This window comes from Candidatus Gracilibacteria bacterium (genome assembly GCA_041658685.1).
Taxonomy (GTDB): domain Bacteria; phylum Patescibacteriota; class Gracilibacteria; order UBA1369; family UBA12473; genus JBAZZS01.
On sequence record JBAZZS010000001.1, the window covers coordinates 426611 to 448635 of the forward strand.

Consider the following 22025-nt stretch of genomic DNA (forward strand, 5'->3'; position numbering starts at 1 on the left):
TTTATTAAAAATTTATGAAAAAAATCATTTTAGGAATTTTAGGGTTGTTTATCATTATTTTAGCGACCATCATAGAGACCTTTCATATAACAGAACAAAAAAATCCCTCTGTCGTTAAGGATGAAAATTTCGTTAACACGATGACCACCGATTTAAACAGTGATGGAATTATGGATCAAATTTCATTTGAAATACCCAAAACCCTGGACTCGTTTACGCTTCAAGTAAATGATGCCCTCGTGGAAGGCAATGAGCAGAACCTCAAAAGCTATATTGAAATCGTTGACATCGACCCCACCGATTCTTTTAAGGAAATCGCAGTGAGCGATTACGGCCCGAGTAGCGATTATCGTACTTTCTTTTATTTCTATGATGGGAAAAATCTAATTTCAATGGGCGAAACGCAAGGCATACCGGGTCTTAACATGACTTTCCCGGGAAATGGAACTTTCATCACTCAAACGCGCGGCCAAATTTTACAAACCTGGTTCTACGAAGATCAATTTAAACTCACGGACGCGCATTCAATCGAAAATATCCCTCAAGATTTATATGAAATGAACACCCCTGTGATTGTGCTTCAACCACTTCCATTACAAAAATCGCGCACCGACAGCGAGCAAGTGGCGATATTGGAAGTAGGGGAATCTGCCACAATTCTCTCCAGTGACAACAAGGAGTGGTGCCTGGTCGAAACTTCCACCGGCGTTCAAGGCTGGTTTGTCATAGAAAATTTTGACATCATCAAAGGCACAAATCTGAGTGCAACCGAAGTGTTTGATGGATTAAGCATGGCGGACTAGAATAGGCCCATGAAATTTTTGAAAAAAACTCGGATTGGATGGATTGCGGTTTTAGTTGCAACGATGATCCCTGTTGTATTATGGGGAATATTTCCCGCGCCACAATCTCGATTCAGCGATTTCACAACCACCATAGCCAATATTGGCCAACTTTTGGGATTGATCGAAATCACGTTATTCGCCATCAGTCTAATTCTCAGTGCACGATCCCATATTTTGGAACAACTATTTAATGGCCTCAACCAAGTCTATGAAAAACACAGCCTCATCGGGCAAACCGGACTAATCCTAATTCTTTTTCACCCTCTTTTTTTAATTCCCAAATATACGGGAGGAAATTGGAAACAAGCCGCCTCTTTTTTATGGTTTGGATCCAATTGGGCGCTCAATTGGGGACTGATCGCTTTACTGGGTTTCATTGGACTGATCACATTAACGCTTTTTTTACGCCCCAAATACAACCTTTGGAAATGGATGCATAAATTTCTCGGAATCATTTTTCTCCTTGCGGTTTTTCACGTTTATTTAATCCCAAGCGACACGTCCCGCAATCTTTTTTTAAGAATTTATATCCTCGGACTTTCAGGCCTGGCCATGATCCTTTTCACCTACAGAACGATTCTACAAAAAGCCCTTGTTAAAAAATACAATTATACGGTTTCTCAGGTAAAAATTTTAAGTTCAGAAATCCTGGAAATCACCCTAAAGCCCAAAGAAAATTCCATACCCTTCAAGGCCGGCCAATTCATTTTCGTCCGATTTAAGGGCCCAAAAATCAGCGGTGAGAGCCATCCATTTTCCATCTCCTCAAGCCCGAATGAAAAAGAATTAACCATCACCATAAAAAATCTCGGCGATTACACGTCAAAACTCAAAAATCTCTCCAACGACACACTCGCGGAAATCGAAGGCCCTTTTGGAACTTTTTCCTATCAAAACACCCCTTATAAAAACCAAATTTGGATTGCCGGAGGCATTGGGATCACGCCTTTCATCAGCATGGCGCGATCACTTCCTGCAAACACGGACTACAAAATCGATCTTTATTACTGCACCCAAGATAAAGAAGAGGCCGTTTATTTGAATTCCTTGGAAGGTCTTTCTCCGGCCGTAAGAGTGATTTTTTCATGCTCAAAAACCCAAGGTCGCCTCCACATAGAAGACATTCGAACCCAATCCGGTTCACTGGAAGAAAAAAGCATTTTATTATGTGCTCCGGCCCCCATGATTCAATCTTTAAAATCCCAATTCCTTAAAAAAGGAGTTTCCAAAAGCCTTCTTTATTCGGAGGAATTCAATTTCTTTAACTAAAAATTATGAAAAAAATTACGTGGGCCACCCTCATATTTTTCTTCGGGGTGATTGTCACCATTTATACCTTTTCCGTTATAAATAAATCCTCAGCTTCAATTGAAAATGTATCCGCAACTCCGATTATTCCCGTCACCCAATTCACCACCACCGAAGTGACCCAACACAACACGGCCAACGATTGCTACCTCATCATCGACACAAAAGTCTACGACGTTTCCAATTACATCAATAAACATCCGGGCGGCAAATCCACGATCACAGACAATTGCGGGAGAGAAGCATCCACAATATTCGCGGCCATTCACTCCAATTTTGCGTGGGATTTGCTCAAGGATTATTACGTGGGGCAACTCGTTCAATAAAAATTATTTCGCCATTTTCAGCGCCACCTCCACTGCAATATAACCCTTATTGGTTTCGTCATTTTTACAGCGTGCCAGCGCTAATTTTTCATTTTTCGTCATCAACACCTCAAACGCAATCGGGATTTCTTCATCCAACATCACCTCAACAATTCCATCCACGCATGCACGACAGATCATTTCGTAATGATCCGTGTCGCCCTTGATCACGCAACCCAAAGCAATGAGAGCGTCATATTTCTTGGTTTTTGCCATGCGCAAGGCTGCCAACGGAATCTCGAATGCGCCAGGCACGTGAACGACATCATAAGCAACTTTGGCCTTTTTTAATCCGCGTTCCGCTCCTTTAAGCAATCGCTCAGAGATGTTTTCATTGAATTCCGAAACAATAATTCCGATTTTCATAATTTATTTTTTTAGAAGTTGACCTAAATAACGAGCTAAAAGGTCGATCTCAAGATTGACCCGAGTGCCTTTCTTAAGATTAAAAAGAGTGGTATTCACAAGCGTATGAGGGATCAGACAAACCTCAAAACTTGCCGGCGATTTTTTAACATCGCTCACCGTCAAACTCACGCCATCGATCGCAATCGAGCCCTTTTTTGCCACATAGCGCTGAAGCGAACGGGGGAGTGAAATCCACACACGAAACTCCTTGTTCTGCGCCACAATGCGCTGAACCATGCCCACGCCATCCACATGTCCTTGCACAAAATGTCCCCCCAACGCATCGCCCACACAGAGGGCGGGTTCAAGGTTTACAAGGTCGCCTTTTTTAAGGGAACCAAGCGTCGTGGCCTTAAGTGTTTCCGGCATCACATCAAAAGAAACCATTTTAGCCTTATTCGGGGGCGCAATCACGGTAAGACAAACGCCATTTACGGCAACGCTATCTCCGGGTTTGATCTTTTTTGAAAAAGAGGCACAAAGCGTCATGCGCAGCCCCGTCTTTGTGGTTTCAAGACGGTCAATTTTTCCGATGGATTGAATGAGACCGGTAAACATCATCACAAACTATAGCATAAAAATGCCCCGCAATCTTGTCGGGTTCATCTTTTTGAAAGATTTTTGTAATGATTGTTTCGTTATCGTGGGGGTACTATTTTTTTAACCCTTTATTTATGCGAAGCATCAATAGGGTCTCCCTCATGGGAAATTTGGCCGCAGATCCGGAAATGCGGACCACACCAACCGGAAAAGTCGTTACCTCTTTCGCACTCGCCACCAACAGCGATTGGCGGGATAGCGAAGGCAAGCGCCAACGCACCACGGATTTTCACCGCATCACCGCGTGGCAAGGCTTGGGCACCATTTGCGGAAAAAACCTTAAAAAGGGAAGTGCGATCTACGTAGAAGGCCGTTTGCACAATCACTCCTATGAGGACAAAAACAAATCACGCCACTACGTGACCGAAATCAACGCCGACAGCGTCAACTTCATCCGTATTAAAAAGGAAAAAGAAGGGGACAAAGTGGTGCTCGATGATGGAGAGGATGAGAAGGAAGAATAGAAAAAGCGAATCGAATTTTGCCAGACAAGCAGTCAGGAAGAATTTTTATTCGCATGGGAGCGAAACGCCTCGGATCATGATTCTCGGCGTTTCTTCCTTAAAAATGCTCATAAAAATTTTCCTTTTCTACTTGTCTGGCAACGGTTGCACTCAACGAAGCCAGCCGCGTATACTTTGAGCCATGGATCTCAGCATAATCATCCCAACCTACAATCGCCATCACACGCTTAAAAAATGCCTCAAGCATCTTGAGGAGCAAAGCTACCCCTTAAAGGCATTCGAAGTGATTGTTGTTGACGACGGGAGCACCGACGATACCGTTAAAGAACTTAAGGCTTACAAGGGCCCTTTAACGCTCAAAATTCTCCAGCAAGCTCACGCAGGCCAAGGACATGCTCGCAATCTTGCTTTACAAGAGGCCCGAGGTGAAATCATCCTCTTCCTCGGCGACGATATTTTACTCGAAAAAAAAGCCGTCGAAAAACATTTACGTTTGCACGAAGAATTCGAAACTGAGAACATCGGAATTTTAGGGAAAATCGAATGGGATCCGCAGTTGCCTTTAACTCCCTATATGAAATGGATGACCAACGGATCTTCTATTTTTGGAAAATTCGGAGGGCATCAATTCGCGTATGAAAAATTGGAACGCGGCCAAGTCCCGGATTTTAATTTTTTCTACACCTCCAATTTATCCTTAAAACGTTCATTTTTAGGAAAAAATCCGTTCGATCCTCAATTCAGTCATTACGGCTGGGAAGACATTGAATTAGGTTATCGCCTCGAAAAAGAAAAAGGTCTGCGGTTATTGTATGCACGAGCCGCCATTGGCTACCACGACCATCTTATCACCGAAGAAGACCTCAAAAAACGCATGATTCTAATCGGTAAATCCGCGCACCTCATCGACCGCAAACACCCGGAACTCAAAAAAGTCCCGCCGCCGCTTAAAAAAATCATTTTCCAACTCTTAAGCAATCCTGTTTCACTCGCCTTACTTCAAGGACTCAACGCCCTCACCGGCAAAAGAACGAAAGCTTTATATTTTTATGCCCTGTCTAAAAAATACTTCCTTCAAGGAGTAAAGGCGGGGTATAATGCCGCCAACTGATTGCTCCTTTTCGTTTTATCCTTTTCCCTCCCTCGCTATGCGAAAAATCATCGCTTTAACGCTTCTCTTGGCACTTTCTGTCTCTTTTTTTAGTGGTTGCAGTCTTAAAAAAAATCAAGGAACCACCACTGTAGATACTGAAAAAATCGAACTCACGTACTATCATCTTTTTGACGACGAAGACATTTTCGCTCCCATCATCAAAGAATTCGAAACCGCACATCCAAACATTCACATCAATTATAAAAAATTTACAGACCCGAGCGAATACCTCGACTTGATCATCAACGAAATGGCGGAAGGCGAAGGACCGGATATTTTTTCCATGCAAAATACGTGGTTTATCGAGCATCGCAAAAAACTCACCCCGGCCCCAAGTGATCTTATCCCAATTGCTGATTTTGAGAATACATTCGTGAATGTGGCGGCCGAGGACCTCATCCTTCCCGATGAAACCGGCACCAATCATGTGTATGGAGTCCCACTCTACATCGACAATCTCGCGCTGTATTACAACGCCGATCAATTTGAGGACGCCATTCCTTCTCGAGGAAAACCCGCCAGCACATGGGCCGAACTTCAAGAAGATGTGTACAAACTCACTAAATCCGACAACAGCTTTGAACGATTCCAAGTTGCCGGAATCGCCATGGGCCGCGCCGACAATATTTTACGCGCCGTGGATATTGTCTATCTTTTAATGATCCAATTCGGAACTAATTTTTACGATTCGGCTTACACCGAGACCACCTTCGCGGATTCCACCGGCGTAGGAACCTCGGGTGCCTTTTACCCCGGGGTGGAAGCCCTCGCGTATTACACCAATTTCGCCATGCCCAGTAGCAAATATTATTGTTGGAATTCGTATTTGGCCAATGCCGGAAGCGAAGACAAAGAAATCGAAACCTTTGCACGTGGAAAAGTTTCCATGGTGATCGGGTATTCCTATTTGTACGAACAAATTTTAGCTAAAATCGATGAACTCAAATCCGAAGGACAGGACACCATTTCTCCAAATGCGGTAAAAGTATCGGTAATCCCTCAATTCGAAGATCCGGAAACCAGCACGGATAAACGCAGCACCTATGCCAGTTATTTTGCCGAAACCGTGTCACGCACTACGGAACACCCCGAGGAAGCGTGGGAATTTTTAACCTTTTTGGCCAACAAAGAAAACATGGCGCGTTATCACGATGAAACGCATCGACCCGCGAGCCGTCGCGACATGATCGAAGAAGAGCAAGATGAAGCGATTTATGGAGTATTTGCCAGTCAAGTCGGTTACGCGGAAAGCATTCCATTCCCGGATGCTTACGCGTACGAAGAATTATTGGTGAATGCGATTGAAAACGTGCTCAACACCATGGATCCTCAAAAAGCCTTACAAAACGCCGAAGATGGAGCCAATACTTACCTCAAGACCGGCGGATTGTTCCCGGTGACACAAACCACAAGCACCACCACCACTCCAACCACGGACCCCGAAGAATAACATTCACGTAGCGCACTCACGAAGCGTAGCGAAGTGAGCTTTCCCCTCCCCGTATTTTCCAGCGAAGTGAGCTCCCCCTGAATTTCTTTCCCCGCATTTCTTCTTTCCTCATTATGAAGACTTTTCGTTTTTTCTCCGCTGTCACCCTGAGGCTCTCGAAGGGTGACTTCATGAAAAAGCTGAGTTCATTTTTCCTCTCCCTTTTCGTCCTGACCCTGCCCTTTTCCGCGTCCGTTTTATTGTGGCAAAACCCATTTTTACAAGGAGAAAATTTCAATCCTTACACAAGTTTTAGCCTCTATTTCAGTGAAGTGGCGCTTTTGTTGAGCGCCCTCTTTTTTTTAATAAAAAATCTCACCGAATCCGAGTTTAAAATCAAAAAATCAACCTTTTTTATCATCATCGGATTGTTAGGATTTTCCGGGCTATCAATCCTTTTTGCGCAAGATAAAATCTCCGCAAGCTTAGGATTCATTCACGTATTTGCATTGATCATCGCATGCGTGCTTTTCGAGCAAGATATTTTATCAAAATCAACCTTAAAACGCCTCTTTATCGTCACCGTAAGCGTCCAAGCCCTAATCGGAATCGCGCAAGTCATTCTGCAGCACTCGATCGGCTTAGCGTTTTTGGGAGAACCGTTCATTGCCCCCACCGTGGCCGGAGTCGCCAAAATCAACCTTTTGGGGCACACATGGATTCGAGCCTACGGAACTTTTCCTCACGCCAATGTGTTGGCCGGATATTTGCTCATGGGACTCTTTTTTATAGCGCAAGAATGGAAAGGGAAAATTCGCATCCTTCTCATGGGATTGCTGGGAATCGCACTGATTCTCACAGGCTCAAAAGCCGCGTTATTATGTCTATTCGCAGCCCTGGCTTTCACTAAAATCATCAAACCCAAAGTAAGCATAGGGATCGCCGCAGGATTGGGAATTTTATTATTATTAAAAATCCCGGACATTCTCACTTCCGAATCCGTTCACGAACGCCTTGAATACCTCAAAATCAGCCTATCCATGTTCCTTCATCGACCGTGGGGCGTAGGGCTCCACCAATTCACTGCGCGCATGCAAGAATTCACCGCAATCAAATTGCAACCGTGGCAATTCCAACCCGTGCACAATATTTACGCTCTGATCACCAATGAATTGGGAATTTGGGGTGGAGGAGCGATGATCTTGGGTTTCTGGGCAATTCTTAAAAAAAATCATTCACAAAAACTTCGTTTCGCAACGATCTTAGTTTTCGCCCTTCTCGGGCTATTCGATCATTATTTATGGAGCCTGTATCCCGGGGTCATGCTGTGGGGGATGCTAAATACTATTTAGGCTCAGAAACTATCCAGCCAGGACTTGTATCAGTTAAACCTTTCTCGATAAAATCCTGCACTTTTTGAGATGGAAAACATTTTAATGATTCCGCCGGAAGGGGATCCGTGGCAGGAAAAACACGCTCAGAAGAAGGGGAATAATAAAAAGATGCATTGGAACCGCTATCAAAACCACCCTCTGAATTAACCTGATACCAAACATCTAAAAGAGCTTGCCTGTTATCACTGTCATCGGAAAAACATAAAATCGCATGTCGACACAAATTTATTCCTTCGCTCAGGGCAGGATCCATTTCTAATGACCTCGGACGAAGATCATCACAAGACACCTCATGTAATCCTTTTTCCCGTAAAACATCAATACCCGATTGAATTCCACATTGTTTTGTACGACCGTTAGATTTCATCAAAATTTTAGGAAGTCCCGATTCTCCGGGAACACGATTTATAGAAGAACCACAAGAACTATAATCAAAATCTGTTTTTTCTCTCATTTTTTCCGTCACCACAGCAACATCAATATTAACAGGTTCCCCTGCCGGCGTTCGAGCCGGTTCTTCACAAGCAGAAAAACCTAAAGCAGCAAGTCCTAATAAAGCATTTCTCATAGCAAAAAGTTAAAAGTCATGAAGAAAAGGAATTCACTATATCACAAAACAAATTTTAGTCAAACGATTTTTATCAAACGCTCATAATGACGACCCTACAAAATCCGCATGCCCTCGCGCAAAATCAGATACGGAAATAGCTTTTTTCCCTTCTTCTTGAACGGTTTTTAACATTAAAAATCCCTCTCGAGTTTCAACGAAAAATCTACCATTTTCATGTCGGACCAAGCCCGGGGAGTCGCACTTAGCGCCCGCTTTAATTTCGCCATTATCGTCCCACAATACAGCCTCATGGATCTTCAACCGTTTCCCTTTAAAAAACGTATACACCCCGGGCCATGGGAAATACGCCTTCAATTTACAAACAATCCCTCGGGCTGTTTCACGCTTCCAATCGATTTTTCCACTTTCACGCGTGATTTTACACGAATACGTCGCTTGCGATTCATCTTGCGGCTGTGGCTCTAAGACTCCCTTCACAACCCCTTTCAACGCCTGCACCAACAACTCAGCTCCCACTTTAGCCATATCCACTCGTAAATTTTCCGCATTGTGCCGTTCTTCAATTTTCACCTCAGCAAACGCATACACCGGTCCGGCATCCATTTTTTTCACCATTTCCATGATCGAAACTCCACTCACCGCATCGCCATTTAAAAGCGCAGTCTGAATAGGGGAGGCCCCTCGATATTTAGGAAGCAAAGACGCGTGCACATTCAAACTCAAAAACTTCGGAAATTTTAAAATTTTTTCTTTGAGAAAATACCCATAAGACGCTACCACCAAAAAATCCGGTCGCTCAAGAGAAAGCAACGCCGAAACCTCTTCAAAAAGAACCAATTTTTCACTCAACGCAACCTGTTTCACCGCGCACGGCGTCAACACTTGTTTCCTTCCCACAGGCGCATCCACAGGCGTAACTACACCCAAAACTTCGACTTCATCCTCTTTCAATAATCGCTCTAAAATGGTAGCCGCAAACCCGTCCGTGCCTAAAAAATATATTTCAGTTTTCAAGTCATTAAAAATTATGAAATAATGATGCCACTTCCTATCTTACCAAAATGAACGATTCTAAACACGTCAAAGATTACGATCCGCTCGAAATCGGGTACAAACGCTATTGCTGGACCATTGCCATTGCATCAATTTTTACCTGGTCCGCCTTTATTTTAGTGATGCTTAAATTGGATCCGTACGAAGCCACGGGAAAAGCATTGAGCTTATTTTCGATCAGCCTTTTTTTCGCCTTGATCGGCACTTTCACGTTACTCGGATGCTGGATTCGCCATCTATTGGGAGAAGAAAAGGACGCCAAATATCACGCACTCAGCGTTTCGCTTCGGCAAGGCGTGCTCCTCAGCGTGTGCACTTTGTTGTGCGTAACATTCTTGATTCTCGGTGTTCTCACATGGTGGAATGGCCTTCTCATCGTCGCCATCGCAGTCTTACTAGAGGCGTATTTGACGAGTAGGGGATAAATTAAAACGCAGGTTCCGGGACCACTCTCATCCGATTCAACGGCCACATCACGAGCCAAGCGCGCCCCGTGATTTTATCGAGCGTCACATACGGCGTATTGGTTCCATCACACCCTTGATCCGAAAAACATCGACGCGCATCACTACTCGCTCGACGATTGTCTCCCATCAAAAAATAAGATCCTTCCGGCACCGTAAAACTTGTCTCGCTTTCATAAGGAAGATCCGTGAACCCCCAATTGTCTTCATTCAAATACCCGGATTCGTCCAACTTAAATCCATCGGGATTTTCCTCATTTACAATATAAACATATTCCTCCTTAAACTCGACCGTTTCCCCGGGGAGACCAATCACCCGTTTAATATAAAATTCATCCGGTGCTTCAGGCGGTTCAAATACAACAACATCTCCGCGCTCCGGCGTACCCACCTGCCATCCCAAAATATTTTCATACCCGAATTTATAAAGCAAAATAAACTCGCCGTCTCCGCGAATACACGTGCCTTCAAAATTATTAAAATTATCACACATCGAAGGCCCATGAACCTGAAAAGGTGAAATCACAAATATTCGGAGCAAAATCACCAACCCAATGATCACCACCGCATTCACGGCTACATCAAGGATAAACATCAAAATCGAACGAACTCGAGGACTCATGCGCATAAATTGAATTTTAAGACCACAGTAAAATGCCATTTTAAGTAAGAAAAAGCAATGAAATACACTGAATATCAACCAATTGTCTAAAATTCAACAAGCGACTGAAAATGAAACGTTATTCTCAAAGACACTCACTTTGTTCGTGTCCGTTGACCAGATGTCTACAACACGATAAACTGAAATTAATCTCATCCCTCCAAATTTTATGCTCGCGAGCATCCTGTATCGTAGCCATCTCAATCCCGGAGAAAAAATTCTGCACGTCGCGCACGTTCATCCTTTTAAAATTTACAAAGATTTTTTAAAGCACGTATTTTTTGGATTTGCATTGCCCGGACTTTTTTATTACATGATGCCACCGTTTTGGATTGTGTGGGCGGGATGGGCTGGATTGGGAGGAATATGGTTGCTTTTATTTTTCTGCGATTGGTATTTCGACGCACTTGTAGTGACCAATCAAAGCCTCATCGATTTACAATGGGAAGGCATTTGGCATCGATCTTCAAGTCGCATCGAGTACCACACCATCGAAGGGGTTACGTACGAAACCATTGGTTTTTGGGGAACCATTCTCAATTTTGGAGACATTTCCATTGATCGAATTGGCGCAGGGAAAGCCGTAGGACTCAAGGCCGTGGCTTTTCCAAAAACCGTGGAACGTGAAATTATGGAAGCGCAAAGTGAATTTCTTCGCAACAAAGCATTTAAAGACAGCGCCAGCCTCAAAGATCTTTTATCAAACATGATGCAAGATTATTCGAGATTTGGCTGACACAAAGTGTCTCCCCGCATTTTGAATCCCGTACTTTTTCTTCCTATGTTTCCCTCAATGTCTTCTTTTTTATTTCCCACCCTTGTTTTCCTTTTTCTCGTCCTGTTCGCAGGACTTTTAATTTGGACAAACAAAAAACGCCATCAACTTTCCGCTCACGACCAAAAACAACTTCAAGCCGGATGGCAACGCGCGCTTAACAATCTCTCAAATAATCCAAAAGAAAGTGTACTCGAAGCAGACAAACTTCTCGATCGCGCCCTGACTTTAAAAGGCTTTTCCGGGACTTTAGGCGAAAAACTCAAAAAAGCAAACGCGGTTTTTTCCTCCGTAAACGACGTGTGGCGCGCTCATAAATTACGCAACCGCATCGCTCACGAATTAGACGTAAAAATTTCACAAAACGAAGCAAGGCAAGCGTTAAATTATTTCAAAAAAGCTCTGTTGGATTTAGGTTTATCTCTATGAAAAAACCATTTCTTATCGCAATAACCGGGAAAATCGGCTCGGGAAAAAGCACGGTTCTTCAATTATTAAAAAAAAGGGGAGTGGCCATCATTGATTGCGACGCCATCACTCGAGACCTTTACAACACCGGAGGGAAAGGCGCCCTCAAAATCCAAACGTTCTTCGGAGATGAATTCTTGGATAAAAAAGGCAATGTGGATCGAAAAAAACTCTTAAAAACCCTCGTAAAATTTCCAAAAAAATGGGCGATTCTGACGCGCATCATTCACCCGACCATCATCGATGAACTCAAGCGCAGAATCAAAATTGCCAAAATTCAATCCGATACCATCGCTGTCGAAATTCCGGTACTTAATAAAAAACTGGCTCAAATTGAATTCGATGAACTCTGGGTTATAGATGCACCAAAAACCGTACGTCACAACCGCATCATTTCACGTAATATGAAAAAAGAAGAACTCCAAGCCATCGAAGAAGTTCAAAAAGAAATCGTTTTCCCTGACAATGCAATGGTGATCAAAAACACCGGTTCCATTCAAGCGCTGGAGAAAAAAATAACGATCTGTTAAACTACACTCATGTACGAAGCTGTCATTGGACTCGAAATTCACGCGCATATCTCCACGCAAACGAAAATGTTTTGCTCGTGCAGCAACGATTCGTTTGGGAAAAAGCCAAACACCAATGTGTGTCCGATTTGCATGGGCTTTCCCGGAATGTTGCCCGCCACCAATAAAGAAGCGCTTAAAAAAGGCTTGGTCACGGCCTTAGCCTTGCATTGCGAAATCCCGCAAATCGCCAAATTCGATCGTAAAAACTATTTTTATCCGGATTTACCGAGCGGTTTTCAAATTTCCGAATACGATGAACCCATTTCAAAAAAAGGTTATGTTGATATTGAGCTTGAGGATGGAGAAAAAAAGCATATTCGCATCACGCGCCTTCATCTAGAAAATGACGCCGGGAAACTCACGCACGTGACGGGAGGAAGTTTGATAGACTTCAATCGAGCCGGTGCGCCACTTATGGAAATCGTAACTGAACCCGATATTCACTCTGCCAAAGAAGCGGTGGTTTTTGCCAAAATGATCCAAAAAATCTTGCGTTATGTGGGGTCGTCCGAAGCGGATATGGAAAAAGGAATGATGCGTTTTGACGCCAGTGTTTCCACCCGACCGCAAGGAGATTCCAAACTGTATTCTCGCGCTGAAATCAAAAATCTAAACTCATTCAAATCCCTCGAAACCGCAATCAATTATGAAATCGCACGCCAAACCGCTTTGTGGGAAAAAGGCGAACCCATGAAAGGAGACATCACTGTGGGCTGGATCGACGCGGATCAAAAAACACAACTCTTACGCGACAAAGAGGATTCCGCGGATTACCGTTACTTTCCGGAACCGGATCTTCCGCCTCTCGTCATTACGCCGGAGGAAGTTGCGGTTCTTAAAAGAGAAGTGCCCGAACTCCCACTCGAGCGTCGCCAAAAATTCCTAGAGGTTTATAAATTATCTCCATCCGAAGCCGAATTCTTTAGCGAAGAACCCGAAATTGCCAATTATTTCCAGAAAGTAGTAGATGTTTCCGAGAGCCCGGCCAAAGCCGCATCCTTTTTAGGCACTGTGCTCATGGGTAAACTCAAAGAAGAAAATAAATCCTTACGCGAATGCCGCGTGTCAGCCGAGCATTTGGGAAAACTCATTCGCTTGGTGAACGAAAATAAAATTTCCAACAACTTGGCAAAAGGGGAGGTGTTTGCCGCGATGTTTGAGACTGGCGAAGACCCGGAGTTGATTGTGGAAAAAAAAGGCCTCAAACAGGTAGAAAACTCCGGGGAAATCGAGGCCTTGGTGGATCAAATTTTGGCAAGCAATGAAAAAGTCATAAATGATTTCAAATCCGGCACCAAAAACGCCTTCGGATTTTTGGTGGGCCAAGTCATGAAAGCCTCGCAAGGAAAGGCCAATCCGGGGATGGTGAATGAAATGCTAAAAAAGAAATTGGGAAACTAGAAATACTTAATCTTAAAAAGAAGGCGGAAGAGTTTTTGAGGATATTTCAAGAAAGTGGGAAGGAAAATTTTTGTGAACATTTTTAAGGAAGAAATATCGAGAATCATGATCCGAGATATTTCGCTCCCATGTGAACGAAAATTCTTCCTGACCGCTTTCCAAAAATGTTATTTCCGCATTCGCGCAGATAACTGGATGGATGGACAAATTTTTACAAATAGCCTATCTTATATCTAGCTAAAATTTTCCTAATCTTCCTCCCATGCTTTCCTCTCTCGATTTTCTCTACATTGTTCTTTCGATCGGCATTGCATTGCTCAGTATTTTTCTCTCCATCGTTTTGGTGTACGCGATCTTTATTTTGCGTGACATGAACAAGGCCACGGATGCTATTCGCGACTCCGCTGAACGCATCCATTCCGCGGTGATCAAACCTCTAAAAATGACGCACGAACTCCTCAAATACGCACGACCTGTCGTCGAAATTGTTGAAAAACGCATGGCCGCCCATCAAGATGCGGTAGAAAAAAAAGAAGAAAAGAAGAAAAAGGAAAAAAAATAGGTTTATAAAAAAACATAGCGGGGAAGGAGGGGGAACGAGGGAATTTTTGAAGATATTTTAAAGCAAGAGGGAAAGGAAAATTTATTTTTCATTTCTTTCCTCCCATCCCATCACGGCCAACGGAAATCGCACCGTGGCATTCAAGATGCGCCCGATCCGGCGTGGCTCTTGTTTGAGACGCCACAACCATTCAAGCCCCATTTTTTGCATCCATTGAGGAGCGCGTTTTTTCACGCCTGTAAAAAAATCAAAGGCACCGCCCACGCCCATAGCCACTTTCACGTGCGTCATCTTTTTTAAATTACGATCGATCCATTGTTCCTGTGCCGGAGCGCCGTACGCCACAAAAACCATATTCGCCCCGGAAGCATTGATTCGATCAATAATGTTTTTCTCTTCTCGTATCGAAGGCGATCCCGCATACGTACCAACAATAGGATCAAAACGCCACTTTTCAGCCAACGATTCAGCCACCCCCGGACCTGCTCCCAACAAGAAAACTTTAGCTCCAATTTGATAACTTTGATGAATCAACTGTTCCATTAAATCCGTGCCTGTGAGCCGATAGGGGAGCACTCCTCTCAGTGATTGAGGACGAATCGCGACAACCAACAATCCAAAAAAGCCCTTCACAAACCTTAAAAACCTCCACGACGTTCCGGAAACAAACCGTGCGGCCCACAAAATCCCAACACCATCCGCAATGCTCAACGATGCTTTTTGTAAAATTTTTAAATACTCGGAATCTTTCGCAGCCTTTAATAAAATTTCAGGATTGGGAGTCACAATTTGATGTTGTCCGCCGGATGTTAAAAATCGCTGAACCACTTGAACCGCTTCATTCGCCGTAACCGCATGAAACGGCACATCCATCACTCGCACCACGCGTGACGCCAAATACGGACGCGCCACGATCATATGATTGCCCGCCTTGCCATTTTGAGTGGTTTGCGAAGCCTCAATTTCAAACCCGCATTCCTTCAACAACAAAAGCAATTCACCCTCGGTAAACGCATGCACATAACGCATTCTTTTTTTCGCTCCGGCGCCCCACGGGATCATCAAATCTTTCCACGAATAATCTCCTGCCGTAAAAATCATTCGGAAAAACGCTTTCACAAACGCTGGAAAATATTTCCATCGATACACATTCCATACGGACAAAAACAACAACCCGTCTCCGGACAACGTTTGCCCCAATTCAGCCAACGCTTTTTTTTGCAATTCACGAGAGGGGATATGATGCAAAACCGCAATGGAAAAAACCGCATTGAATTCATGAGATTTCACTTTCAAATCCAGCGTATCGCCCCATTGAAACGCAATCGCAGGAGACGAATATTCTTTTCGCGCATGCTTTAGTAAATTTTTTGAATTATCAATTCCCAAATACGACTTAAACTCCCGCGCCGTAAAATAATGCAGCAATCGACCATTTCCACATCCCGCATCTAAAATACGAGCCGAAGCAGGAATATAGGGCTTAAAAAACTCAAAATCCGGCCACGTGGTTTGCCGCGTCTGACTGAAATCTTGAGCAATGGCGTCGTAAGTGGTTTGAACATGCGTGCGCAGGGAGGTTGCCGTTTTAGGATACATAGGATAGATTAAAATCATGAAAGACCCAGCCCATGATAATCTTATAAAATTCATTCGACAAGCGGTCGAGGCAGCGCCAAAAAACGAACGCGAACTTTCGCAATTCAAAAAAAAATACGCCCGAAAAGAAGGCGGAGGGATTTCATCAAACGTCCAAATTCTCACAGTCTATCGCGAATTGATTCAAAAAAAAGAAATCAAAGAAGTTCCGATTCTCACAACCCTTTTGCGCAAGCGAAAAATACGCAGTTTAGCCGGAATTGCGGCCATCACCGTGCTCACCAAACCTTGGTATTGCCCGGGACGTTGCACCTTTTGTCCGGCGGAAAAAGGAATGCCTAAAAGTTATCTATCCAACGAGCCCGGAGCCATGCGTGCCGTGCTCAATGATTTTGATGCCGCACGCCAAGTAAAAACCCGACTCAAAAGCCTTGAAAGCCAAGGCCATCCCACGGATAAAATCGAGCTCATTGTGCTGGGCGGGACTTTTGCCGCGTACCCCAAGGCCTATCAATCCAATTTCATCCGCCAACTTTACAACACGCTGAATGGAGTCAAAGATCGCACCCTTGCTGCTGCGCAAAAACGAAATGAAACCGCACAACATCGCTGCATAGCTTTAAGCCTCGAAACCCGCGCCGACACCATCACGCCAAAAGAACTTCAACGCTATCGGAAACTAGGCTGCACCAAGCTTCAAATTGGAATTCAAGCGTTGGATGATGAGATTCTCAAACGCGTAAAACGTGGAGAAACCGTAGAACAAGGCAAAAAAGCTCTTCAACTCATTCGAGATGCAGGATTCAAATTTTCCGTACACATGATGCCGAATTTGCCGGGAAGCACACCGGAAAAAGATTTTCAAATGATGAAACAATTGTTCGAGGATCCGGCCTACAAACCCGACTTTCTCAAACTATACCCATGCACCGTGGTCCCGTATTCCGAACTCGAAAAAGAATGGCGAAGAGGGGAGTACCAACCCTATGACAAAAAAACGCTGTCAAAACTTTTATTACGCATGAAAACCGTTATGCCCGAATATGTACGCATCGATCGCTTAGTACGCGACATTCCCGGAGACAGCATTTTGGCCGGAAGTGTGGTGACCAATTTGCGACAATTGTTACAGGAGGAAGGCGAACTCCAAGGGAATTGGCCCTGCCGTTGCATCCGTTGCCGTGAAATTCGCACCGCAGAAGTGGATCCCAAAAATATCGTTTATAAAGAACAGTCCTTTGAAGCCGCAGGCGGTCGAGAATTTTTCCTCACTTACGAAGACAAAAAACAGGACAAAATCCTTTCCTTACTCCGCCTCCGATTTCCGTCACAACTTTTCACTCACAAAAAACATTTCATCCCGGAACTGGAGAGCGCCGCCATTGTGCGCGAAATCCACACGTACGGATTTCAAGTCGGCATCGGAGAACGACAAGACAAAGCCACTCAACACCTCGGTTTAGGCCATCAGCTCCTCTCAAAAGCCGAGGCCATCACCCAAAAAGCTGGCTTCCATCGCCTCGCCGTCATCGCTTCCATCGGCACCCGCGAATACTACCGCAAGTGGGGGTATCGCTTGCAAGGGACGTACATGATGAAAAATTTGCGATAAATTTAAAATAAAACCGGCGGCATATTTTGCTGACGTTTTCTTTCCGCCTCCATACTGAATTGCAAAATCAATGCATCGCGTTTGCGTTCCGCATCAGTCAATATTTTTTCTTGTCCTTCAACATCTTTAAGTAAAACTTCACTCAACGATTCAATCGCAAAAAAAGATAAATGAGGCAAAAGTTCGAGCACCGCTTGCTGCTCCCGCGGATTCAACGTGGAGTGCTTGAGAAGATAAGCGAATTGTTTGGGTAAAACTTTCATAATTAAAATTAAGCGGCTTGGGACATACCGGCGGTTTCAATGTCGGCTTCTTGAGAATGTGGGATAGAAGTAGTATCAGAAAGAGAAGAACCAGGCGCTACCAAAGGACTCATTGGAATAACTTGCCCCCCTTCTTCTTGTTTATTTGTGTCAGAGCCTCCACTTGTATTGCTAAATATGCCACTCATTTCCTCCGGAAATTCCTGCAATGCCATATCTTCAGAAGTCCCATAACGCAAACTCGCAACAACCCCACCAACCGTTACCGTGGCTGCTGCCGCAGTCAAAACAGGAACTGCATAACGTAGAGCCTTTGATTCTTTAAATCCAACCAAACGTTTTATAAAATTTTTCCATCCACCCATACGATCCGCAATTCGAGCGATATCCGGCCATAAAGAAAGAACCTTCTGGGCCGCCCGAGAACCTCCCTTAGCACTTTTCGCAAGGCGTAAAGCCGCATTGGCTTCTAACGAAGTACTCGCAGAAGGAATCAAAGTTAATCCAGTCACAACATCCCCGGCCAAACCAACAAATCCCCATAAAACATTGCTTGCGCGTTGCCATCCTCCACTCACATCACGATCTGTCATCAATTCACGCCCACTAATAGCAGAATAAAAACTTGAACCGGTTCCAACCACAGGAAGTACATCGATTAAAAGTTGTTTTGCATCCGGACCCAATTCATGAATAATTTGCTCGAAATCACGATCCGCTTCATCTTGATTAATCAACTGATCTGTTACAAACATAGCCCCAAGCATAACCACTGCCAACGCCGCACGTCCCTTAGCTCCCTTTACCACACGCGTTAGAAATGAATTTTCATTCGCCAGATGAATTTGTTCTCTTAAAATAACGTCACCTCGTAATTTCTTAGGAAGCGATTTATAACCACGATTAATAGATTCAAGAAAAGCCAGTTTTTGTCGGGCGAAAGGATTCACCAACGTTTCTTGAAGCCGATTTAACTGCTCAATAACTTCAGGGGAATTCAAGGGTTTATTCGCAGCTCTGGCTGCCTTAATAATTTCATCCGCTTTCGCAGTTACTCTCGCCTGAATCCCTTTCTCAACCGCTTCCATTTCAGAAGCCATTTCCGCTAATTTCGCTGCCTTAGCTTCCCCTGTCAATTTATCAAAATTAGGATCTTTCGTTAATAAACTCGCATCCGCAGGATCAAGATACGCACGAATAGCCTGACGTTCTTTAAGTAAAGCAATACGATAAGGATCGTTTGGAGAAAGATCCTGCATTTCAGAGGTAAGTTCGTCCAACCGAATACGTAAATTCGGCTCAGTTTTTCCTTCTAAAACTTTTTCCACATCAATGGCCTGCCGACTGCCCCCAAATGCCAAACGTTTCGTTTCGCTCCATGCAATTTTAAATTCACTATTAGCCAGAGATCGCCCAATCAATAAAAGGCGTGAAAATCGACTCTCTAAAGAAGATAATCTCCTTTCTACCCTTGAAATACTGGCCCGCAATTCACTTGCATGAGACCCGGCAGGATTACGCACGCCATCATTAACATCATCGCAAAGTTTCACCATAAACTCCAATTCTTTCTGAAGTTGCAAATCTTGATAATGAAGATATCCAGCCCCTTCAGAAAAATTTCTAGCCACTTTTTTAACCAAATCCTGATATTTATTGGTTTCTATGGAATCACTATTATTCGCAGCATATATCAATTTACGGACATAAAACGCTGAATTACGAACCGCAGAAGCTTGACGCAACGTCGTAATTTGACCAAATGAAATAGAATCTCCCGCATCTCGAAGCGCCGTAAACCAAACCGCCCTATATTCATCAGTCAACGGAACAAAAGATTTCACAAATCTTTTTAATCGATCAGGCCCATGAATATCATCCAATAATGAAATTCGACCTTTTGCACTTCCTACCATTGCTTTCCCGATCACATAACCTCCTCCAGCCATGGTTAAAAAAGCTGCAATATCAACATTTTGATTTGGATCTCCTGTATTTCCCAATTCCATCAACATCGACTCCGCCACACCCATTTCCAAATTAAGAAGATGCCAAGTGGGGGAGGCCATTTGCCCAATACCAAGCGCGACTTGAACACCTTCGGGTAAAAATTCCAATTTTAAAGAAGCTTTCCCTTCGGCAATCCGTTTAAAAAGCTGAATTTTAAATTCTGGATCCGCAAAAAACTCTCCAGGCGCTTTCATTAAACGTTCGTATAAAGGATCCAATGTTTTTTCTCCATAAGTTTCCGGTGCGTCCTTTTTGAATTCCCAAAATTTACCTTTTGAAAAATCTTCAACATAAGCAATAAAATCATCGCGTTCTTTTTGTGTATCAAAAAAAACATTAGCCAAATCACGCACCAATTTACGACGTTCGACATAACCGGTTCCACCAAAAATTAGAGCAAAAGCTCCAATAGAAACAGCCTTATCCGGATGTCTATACGCATATCCCAGACTATCTTTCGCAAGACTCAATGCTTTCCCAAAAATCCAAGTAAAAACGTGACGAGTCAACCATGCCCCTTCTAAAGCAAGAAAAGCCAATTCCGGATTGGCATTGGTTTTATCCGCAACCGTTTTTAGCGCATCTGCGATCCCAAAATTCCCCTTCTTTATATCAAACCATTCCAAATCAACATTAAATTTCTCACTAAAAGAATTTAAACGTTGATTGATGTTTCCGCAAACACGTGTCTCTATTTCACGAACTTTATCAACCCCACCCAAAATAGCTTTATAAACATCATTGTCTTGTAAAAATAAATATAAAGCTGCATTAAGAGTAATACGTCCTGCCCATTTCGAGCCAATCAATCGATTCAACAACAAATATCCTCCTCCCAAAGTCGCTATTTTTGTACCTCCTTTAAGCGCGAGTTCCCAAGTGGACGGATCTGACAAATTGGCACCAATCGCTTCAGCAACCTTTGCAGGATCATTCAAATCCAAAACCCAAGCCATCGCTGGATTTGTTTTCCATCCGGGAAATTCTGAATCCAAATAAGGTAAAATTTTTGACCGTAAATCATTTAAGCCTATCGTTTCAGCAAAATCACCCAATTTTTCTTTCCCCTTTGAAACAAGTTCTGCAAGGGGAGGGAGTCCGCCCAACGCCCCACTCAATTGTTCCCAAAGAGCAGAATCCTTAACCTCAAGCGTTCCATCTTTCACCTTTTGGGCCAAGAAAGCCCCCAATTCAGCCGGTTTATCTTTAAATTTAAGCAACTCATCCAATCCAATCTTACTACCAATCGCCGTAGCCAATCCTGCGATTGCTCCGGCAGGCAAAATCTTACCAAAAACGGTTTCTAAAACTCCATTTACAGTATCTTTTTTAAGATCCGTGAATTTTCCGATCACCCATTCCGCAAGATCAAATAATTTTCCAATAATAGGCATATCCTTAAAAAACTCCTTGGCCTTATTAAAATTTTCTTTAACGCTAATTTTATCAATCCAATCCTTAAAAACAGCCTGAAGCCCTCCTTCATTTAATTTATGAACACTTTCACTTAAAAAAGAAAGAGCTCGACCAAACATGGATTTGGGCTTTTCCGGAGACTCCTTATATTCTTTAACCACCTCTGCCGCATAAGCCGCAGGGGACGATGCCACAACTTCACTTTTTTCCTTTGAAGAGGAAAGCGAACCAGAACCTAAACCACCGGCAGGGGAGGGGGAACCCATAATTTTTGTTTTAAATCTTAATATTTTACCAGAAAATCAACAGATTAGCAACTCTGTACCCAAAAACCATCATCGCGCACCACAAAAATAAAAGGGGATAAAGTCGAACATCTCAAATTTATAAAAATCCTTATTAAGGGGAGTGAAAATCGCCCCTTTCTCCCCAATGCATATAACTTTGCACAATATATCTTGTGCAAAGCACTTTAAGGTTAAAAACCAAAAAAACACAATTAAGACCAAATTCACCTATTTCAATCCTTGCACAACTTTTTTAATAAACATCACGCCCCCCGATTTCGAATTAAAAAAATTCTAAAATACAAAAATCCACTCCAAAAACTCAATTCCCTCCAAAATCAAAAC

21 protein-coding genes are annotated in these 22025 nt (G+C 43.4%); 13 read left to right on the forward strand and 8 right to left on the reverse strand.

The window, feature by feature from the left end:
- Positions 1-14: 14 nt before the first annotated feature.
- Genes WC882_01650 through WC882_01660 form a run of 3 tightly spaced genes read left to right on the forward strand, consistent with a single transcriptional unit; the run spans position 15 to position 2479 of the window.
- The gene (locus WC882_01650) at positions 15-803 is read left to right on the forward strand and encodes an SH3 domain-containing protein (GenBank protein MFA5842364.1); all 789 of its coding nucleotides are present in this window, start codon (positions 15-17) and stop codon (positions 801-803) included.
- Positions 804-812: 9 nt separating this feature from the next.
- Positions 813-2114: a ferric reductase-like transmembrane domain-containing protein gene (locus tag WC882_01655; protein MFA5842365.1), complete on the forward strand. Its 1302-nt coding sequence runs from the start codon at positions 813-815 to the stop codon at positions 2112-2114.
- A gap of 5 nt (positions 2115-2119) precedes the next feature.
- Positions 2120-2479, forward strand: coding sequence for a cytochrome b5-like heme/steroid binding domain-containing protein (locus WC882_01660; GenBank protein ID MFA5842366.1), 360 nt, complete (start codon positions 2120-2122; stop codon positions 2477-2479).
- A gap of 3 nt (positions 2480-2482) precedes the next feature.
- Here the strand turns inward: WC882_01660 and ribH are convergent, their stop codons facing one another.
- Both ribH and WC882_01670 read right to left on the reverse strand, forming a co-directional pair.
- Positions 2483-2884 (reverse strand): 6,7-dimethyl-8-ribityllumazine synthase, encoded by a 402-nt coding sequence (gene ribH / locus WC882_01665; GenBank protein ID MFA5842367.1) that lies wholly within the window; start codon positions 2882-2884, stop codon positions 2483-2485.
- A 3-nt stretch (positions 2885-2887) separates the two neighbouring features.
- Positions 2888-3484 carry a riboflavin synthase gene (locus WC882_01670; GenBank protein MFA5842368.1) on the reverse strand — a complete coding sequence of 199 codons (597 nt, stop codon included), beginning with the start codon at positions 3482-3484 and terminating at the stop codon, positions 2888-2890.
- Positions 3485-3600: 116 nt separating this feature from the next.
- On the opposite strand from WC882_01670, the gene WC882_01675 reads away from it, so the two are divergent.
- From WC882_01675 to WC882_01690, 4 genes are all read left to right on the forward strand, one after another.
- Positions 3601-3990: a single-stranded DNA-binding protein gene (locus WC882_01675; GenBank protein MFA5842369.1), complete on the forward strand. Its 390-nt coding sequence runs from the start codon at positions 3601-3603 to the stop codon at positions 3988-3990.
- A 181-nt stretch (positions 3991-4171) separates the two neighbouring features.
- Positions 4172-5194, forward strand: coding sequence for a glycosyltransferase (locus WC882_01680; protein MFA5842370.1), 1023 nt, complete (start codon positions 4172-4174; stop codon positions 5192-5194).
- Positions 5139-6593: an extracellular solute-binding protein gene (locus tag WC882_01685; GenBank protein ID MFA5842371.1), complete on the forward strand. Its 1455-nt coding sequence runs from the start codon at positions 5139-5141 to the stop codon at positions 6591-6593. The genes WC882_01680 and WC882_01685 overlap by 56 nt, the downstream gene beginning before the upstream one ends.
- A 170-nt stretch (positions 6594-6763) precedes the next feature.
- The gene (locus WC882_01690) at positions 6764-7924 is read left to right on the forward strand and encodes an O-antigen ligase family protein (protein MFA5842372.1); all 1161 of its coding nucleotides are present in this window, start codon (positions 6764-6766) and stop codon (positions 7922-7924) included.
- Here WC882_01690 and WC882_01695 read toward each other — a convergent pair.
- Both WC882_01695 and fmt read right to left on the reverse strand, forming a co-directional pair.
- Complete coding sequence (locus WC882_01695; GenBank protein MFA5842373.1) at positions 7917-8534, reverse strand: hypothetical protein; 618 nt, start codon at positions 8532-8534, stop codon at positions 7917-7919. The genes WC882_01690 and WC882_01695 overlap by 8 nt on opposite strands.
- Before the next feature lie 36 nt (positions 8535-8570).
- A complete protein-coding gene (fmt, locus tag WC882_01700) occupies positions 8571-9551 on the reverse strand; it encodes a methionyl-tRNA formyltransferase (protein ID MFA5842374.1) in 981 nt (326 codons plus the stop codon).
- Between the two features lie 47 nt (positions 9552-9598).
- On the opposite strand from fmt, the gene WC882_01705 reads away from it, so the two are divergent.
- Complete coding sequence (locus tag WC882_01705) at positions 9599-10015, forward strand: hypothetical protein (GenBank protein ID MFA5842375.1); 417 nt, start codon at positions 9599-9601, stop codon at positions 10013-10015.
- A 1-nt stretch (position 10016) separates the two neighbouring features.
- Here the strand turns inward: WC882_01705 and lepB are convergent, their stop codons facing one another.
- The gene (gene lepB, locus WC882_01710) at positions 10017-10682 is read right to left on the reverse strand and encodes a signal peptidase I (protein MFA5842376.1); all 666 of its coding nucleotides are present in this window, start codon (positions 10680-10682) and stop codon (positions 10017-10019) included.
- A 202-nt stretch (positions 10683-10884) separates the two neighbouring features.
- On the opposite strand from lepB, the gene WC882_01715 reads away from it, so the two are divergent.
- From WC882_01715 to WC882_01730, 4 genes are all read left to right on the forward strand, one after another.
- A complete protein-coding gene (locus tag WC882_01715; GenBank protein MFA5842377.1) occupies positions 10885-11943 on the forward strand; it encodes a hypothetical protein in 1059 nt (352 codons plus the stop codon).
- Positions 11916-12488 (forward strand): dephospho-CoA kinase, encoded by a 573-nt coding sequence (gene coaE / locus WC882_01720; GenBank protein ID MFA5842378.1) that lies wholly within the window; start codon positions 11916-11918, stop codon positions 12486-12488. Before WC882_01715 ends, coaE begins: the two co-directional genes overlap by 28 nt.
- 9 nt (positions 12489-12497) lie before the next feature.
- Entirely contained in the window at positions 12498-13931 is a 1434-nt protein-coding gene (gene gatB, locus WC882_01725) for an Asp-tRNA(Asn)/Glu-tRNA(Gln) amidotransferase subunit GatB (GenBank protein MFA5842379.1), read from the forward strand.
- Positions 13932-14193: 262 nt separating this feature from the next.
- Positions 14194-14493, forward strand: a complete 300-nt coding sequence (locus tag WC882_01730; protein ID MFA5842380.1) for a hypothetical protein — start codon at positions 14194-14196, stop codon at positions 14491-14493.
- 81 nt (positions 14494-14574) lie between these two features.
- Here WC882_01730 and WC882_01735 read toward each other — a convergent pair whose 3' ends face one another.
- Positions 14575-16092 carry a WecB/TagA/CpsF family glycosyltransferase gene (locus tag WC882_01735; protein MFA5842381.1) on the reverse strand — a complete coding sequence of 506 codons (1518 nt, stop codon included), beginning with the start codon at positions 16090-16092 and terminating at the stop codon, positions 14575-14577.
- A 16-nt stretch (positions 16093-16108) separates the two neighbouring features.
- On the opposite strand from WC882_01735, the gene WC882_01740 reads away from it, so the two are divergent.
- The gene (locus WC882_01740) at positions 16109-17704 is read left to right on the forward strand and encodes a tRNA uridine(34) 5-carboxymethylaminomethyl modification radical SAM/GNAT enzyme Elp3 (protein MFA5842382.1); all 1596 of its coding nucleotides are present in this window, start codon (positions 16109-16111) and stop codon (positions 17702-17704) included.
- A 2-nt stretch (positions 17705-17706) separates the two neighbouring features.
- Here the strand turns inward: WC882_01740 and WC882_01745 are convergent, their stop codons facing one another.
- Positions 17707-17967: a hypothetical protein gene (locus WC882_01745; protein ID MFA5842383.1), complete on the reverse strand. Its 261-nt coding sequence runs from the start codon at positions 17965-17967 to the stop codon at positions 17707-17709.
- An 8-nt stretch (positions 17968-17975) separates the two neighbouring features.
- Complete coding sequence (locus WC882_01750) at positions 17976-21770, reverse strand: hypothetical protein (protein ID MFA5842384.1); 3795 nt, start codon at positions 21768-21770, stop codon at positions 17976-17978.
- Positions 21771-22025 lie beyond the last annotated feature (255 nt).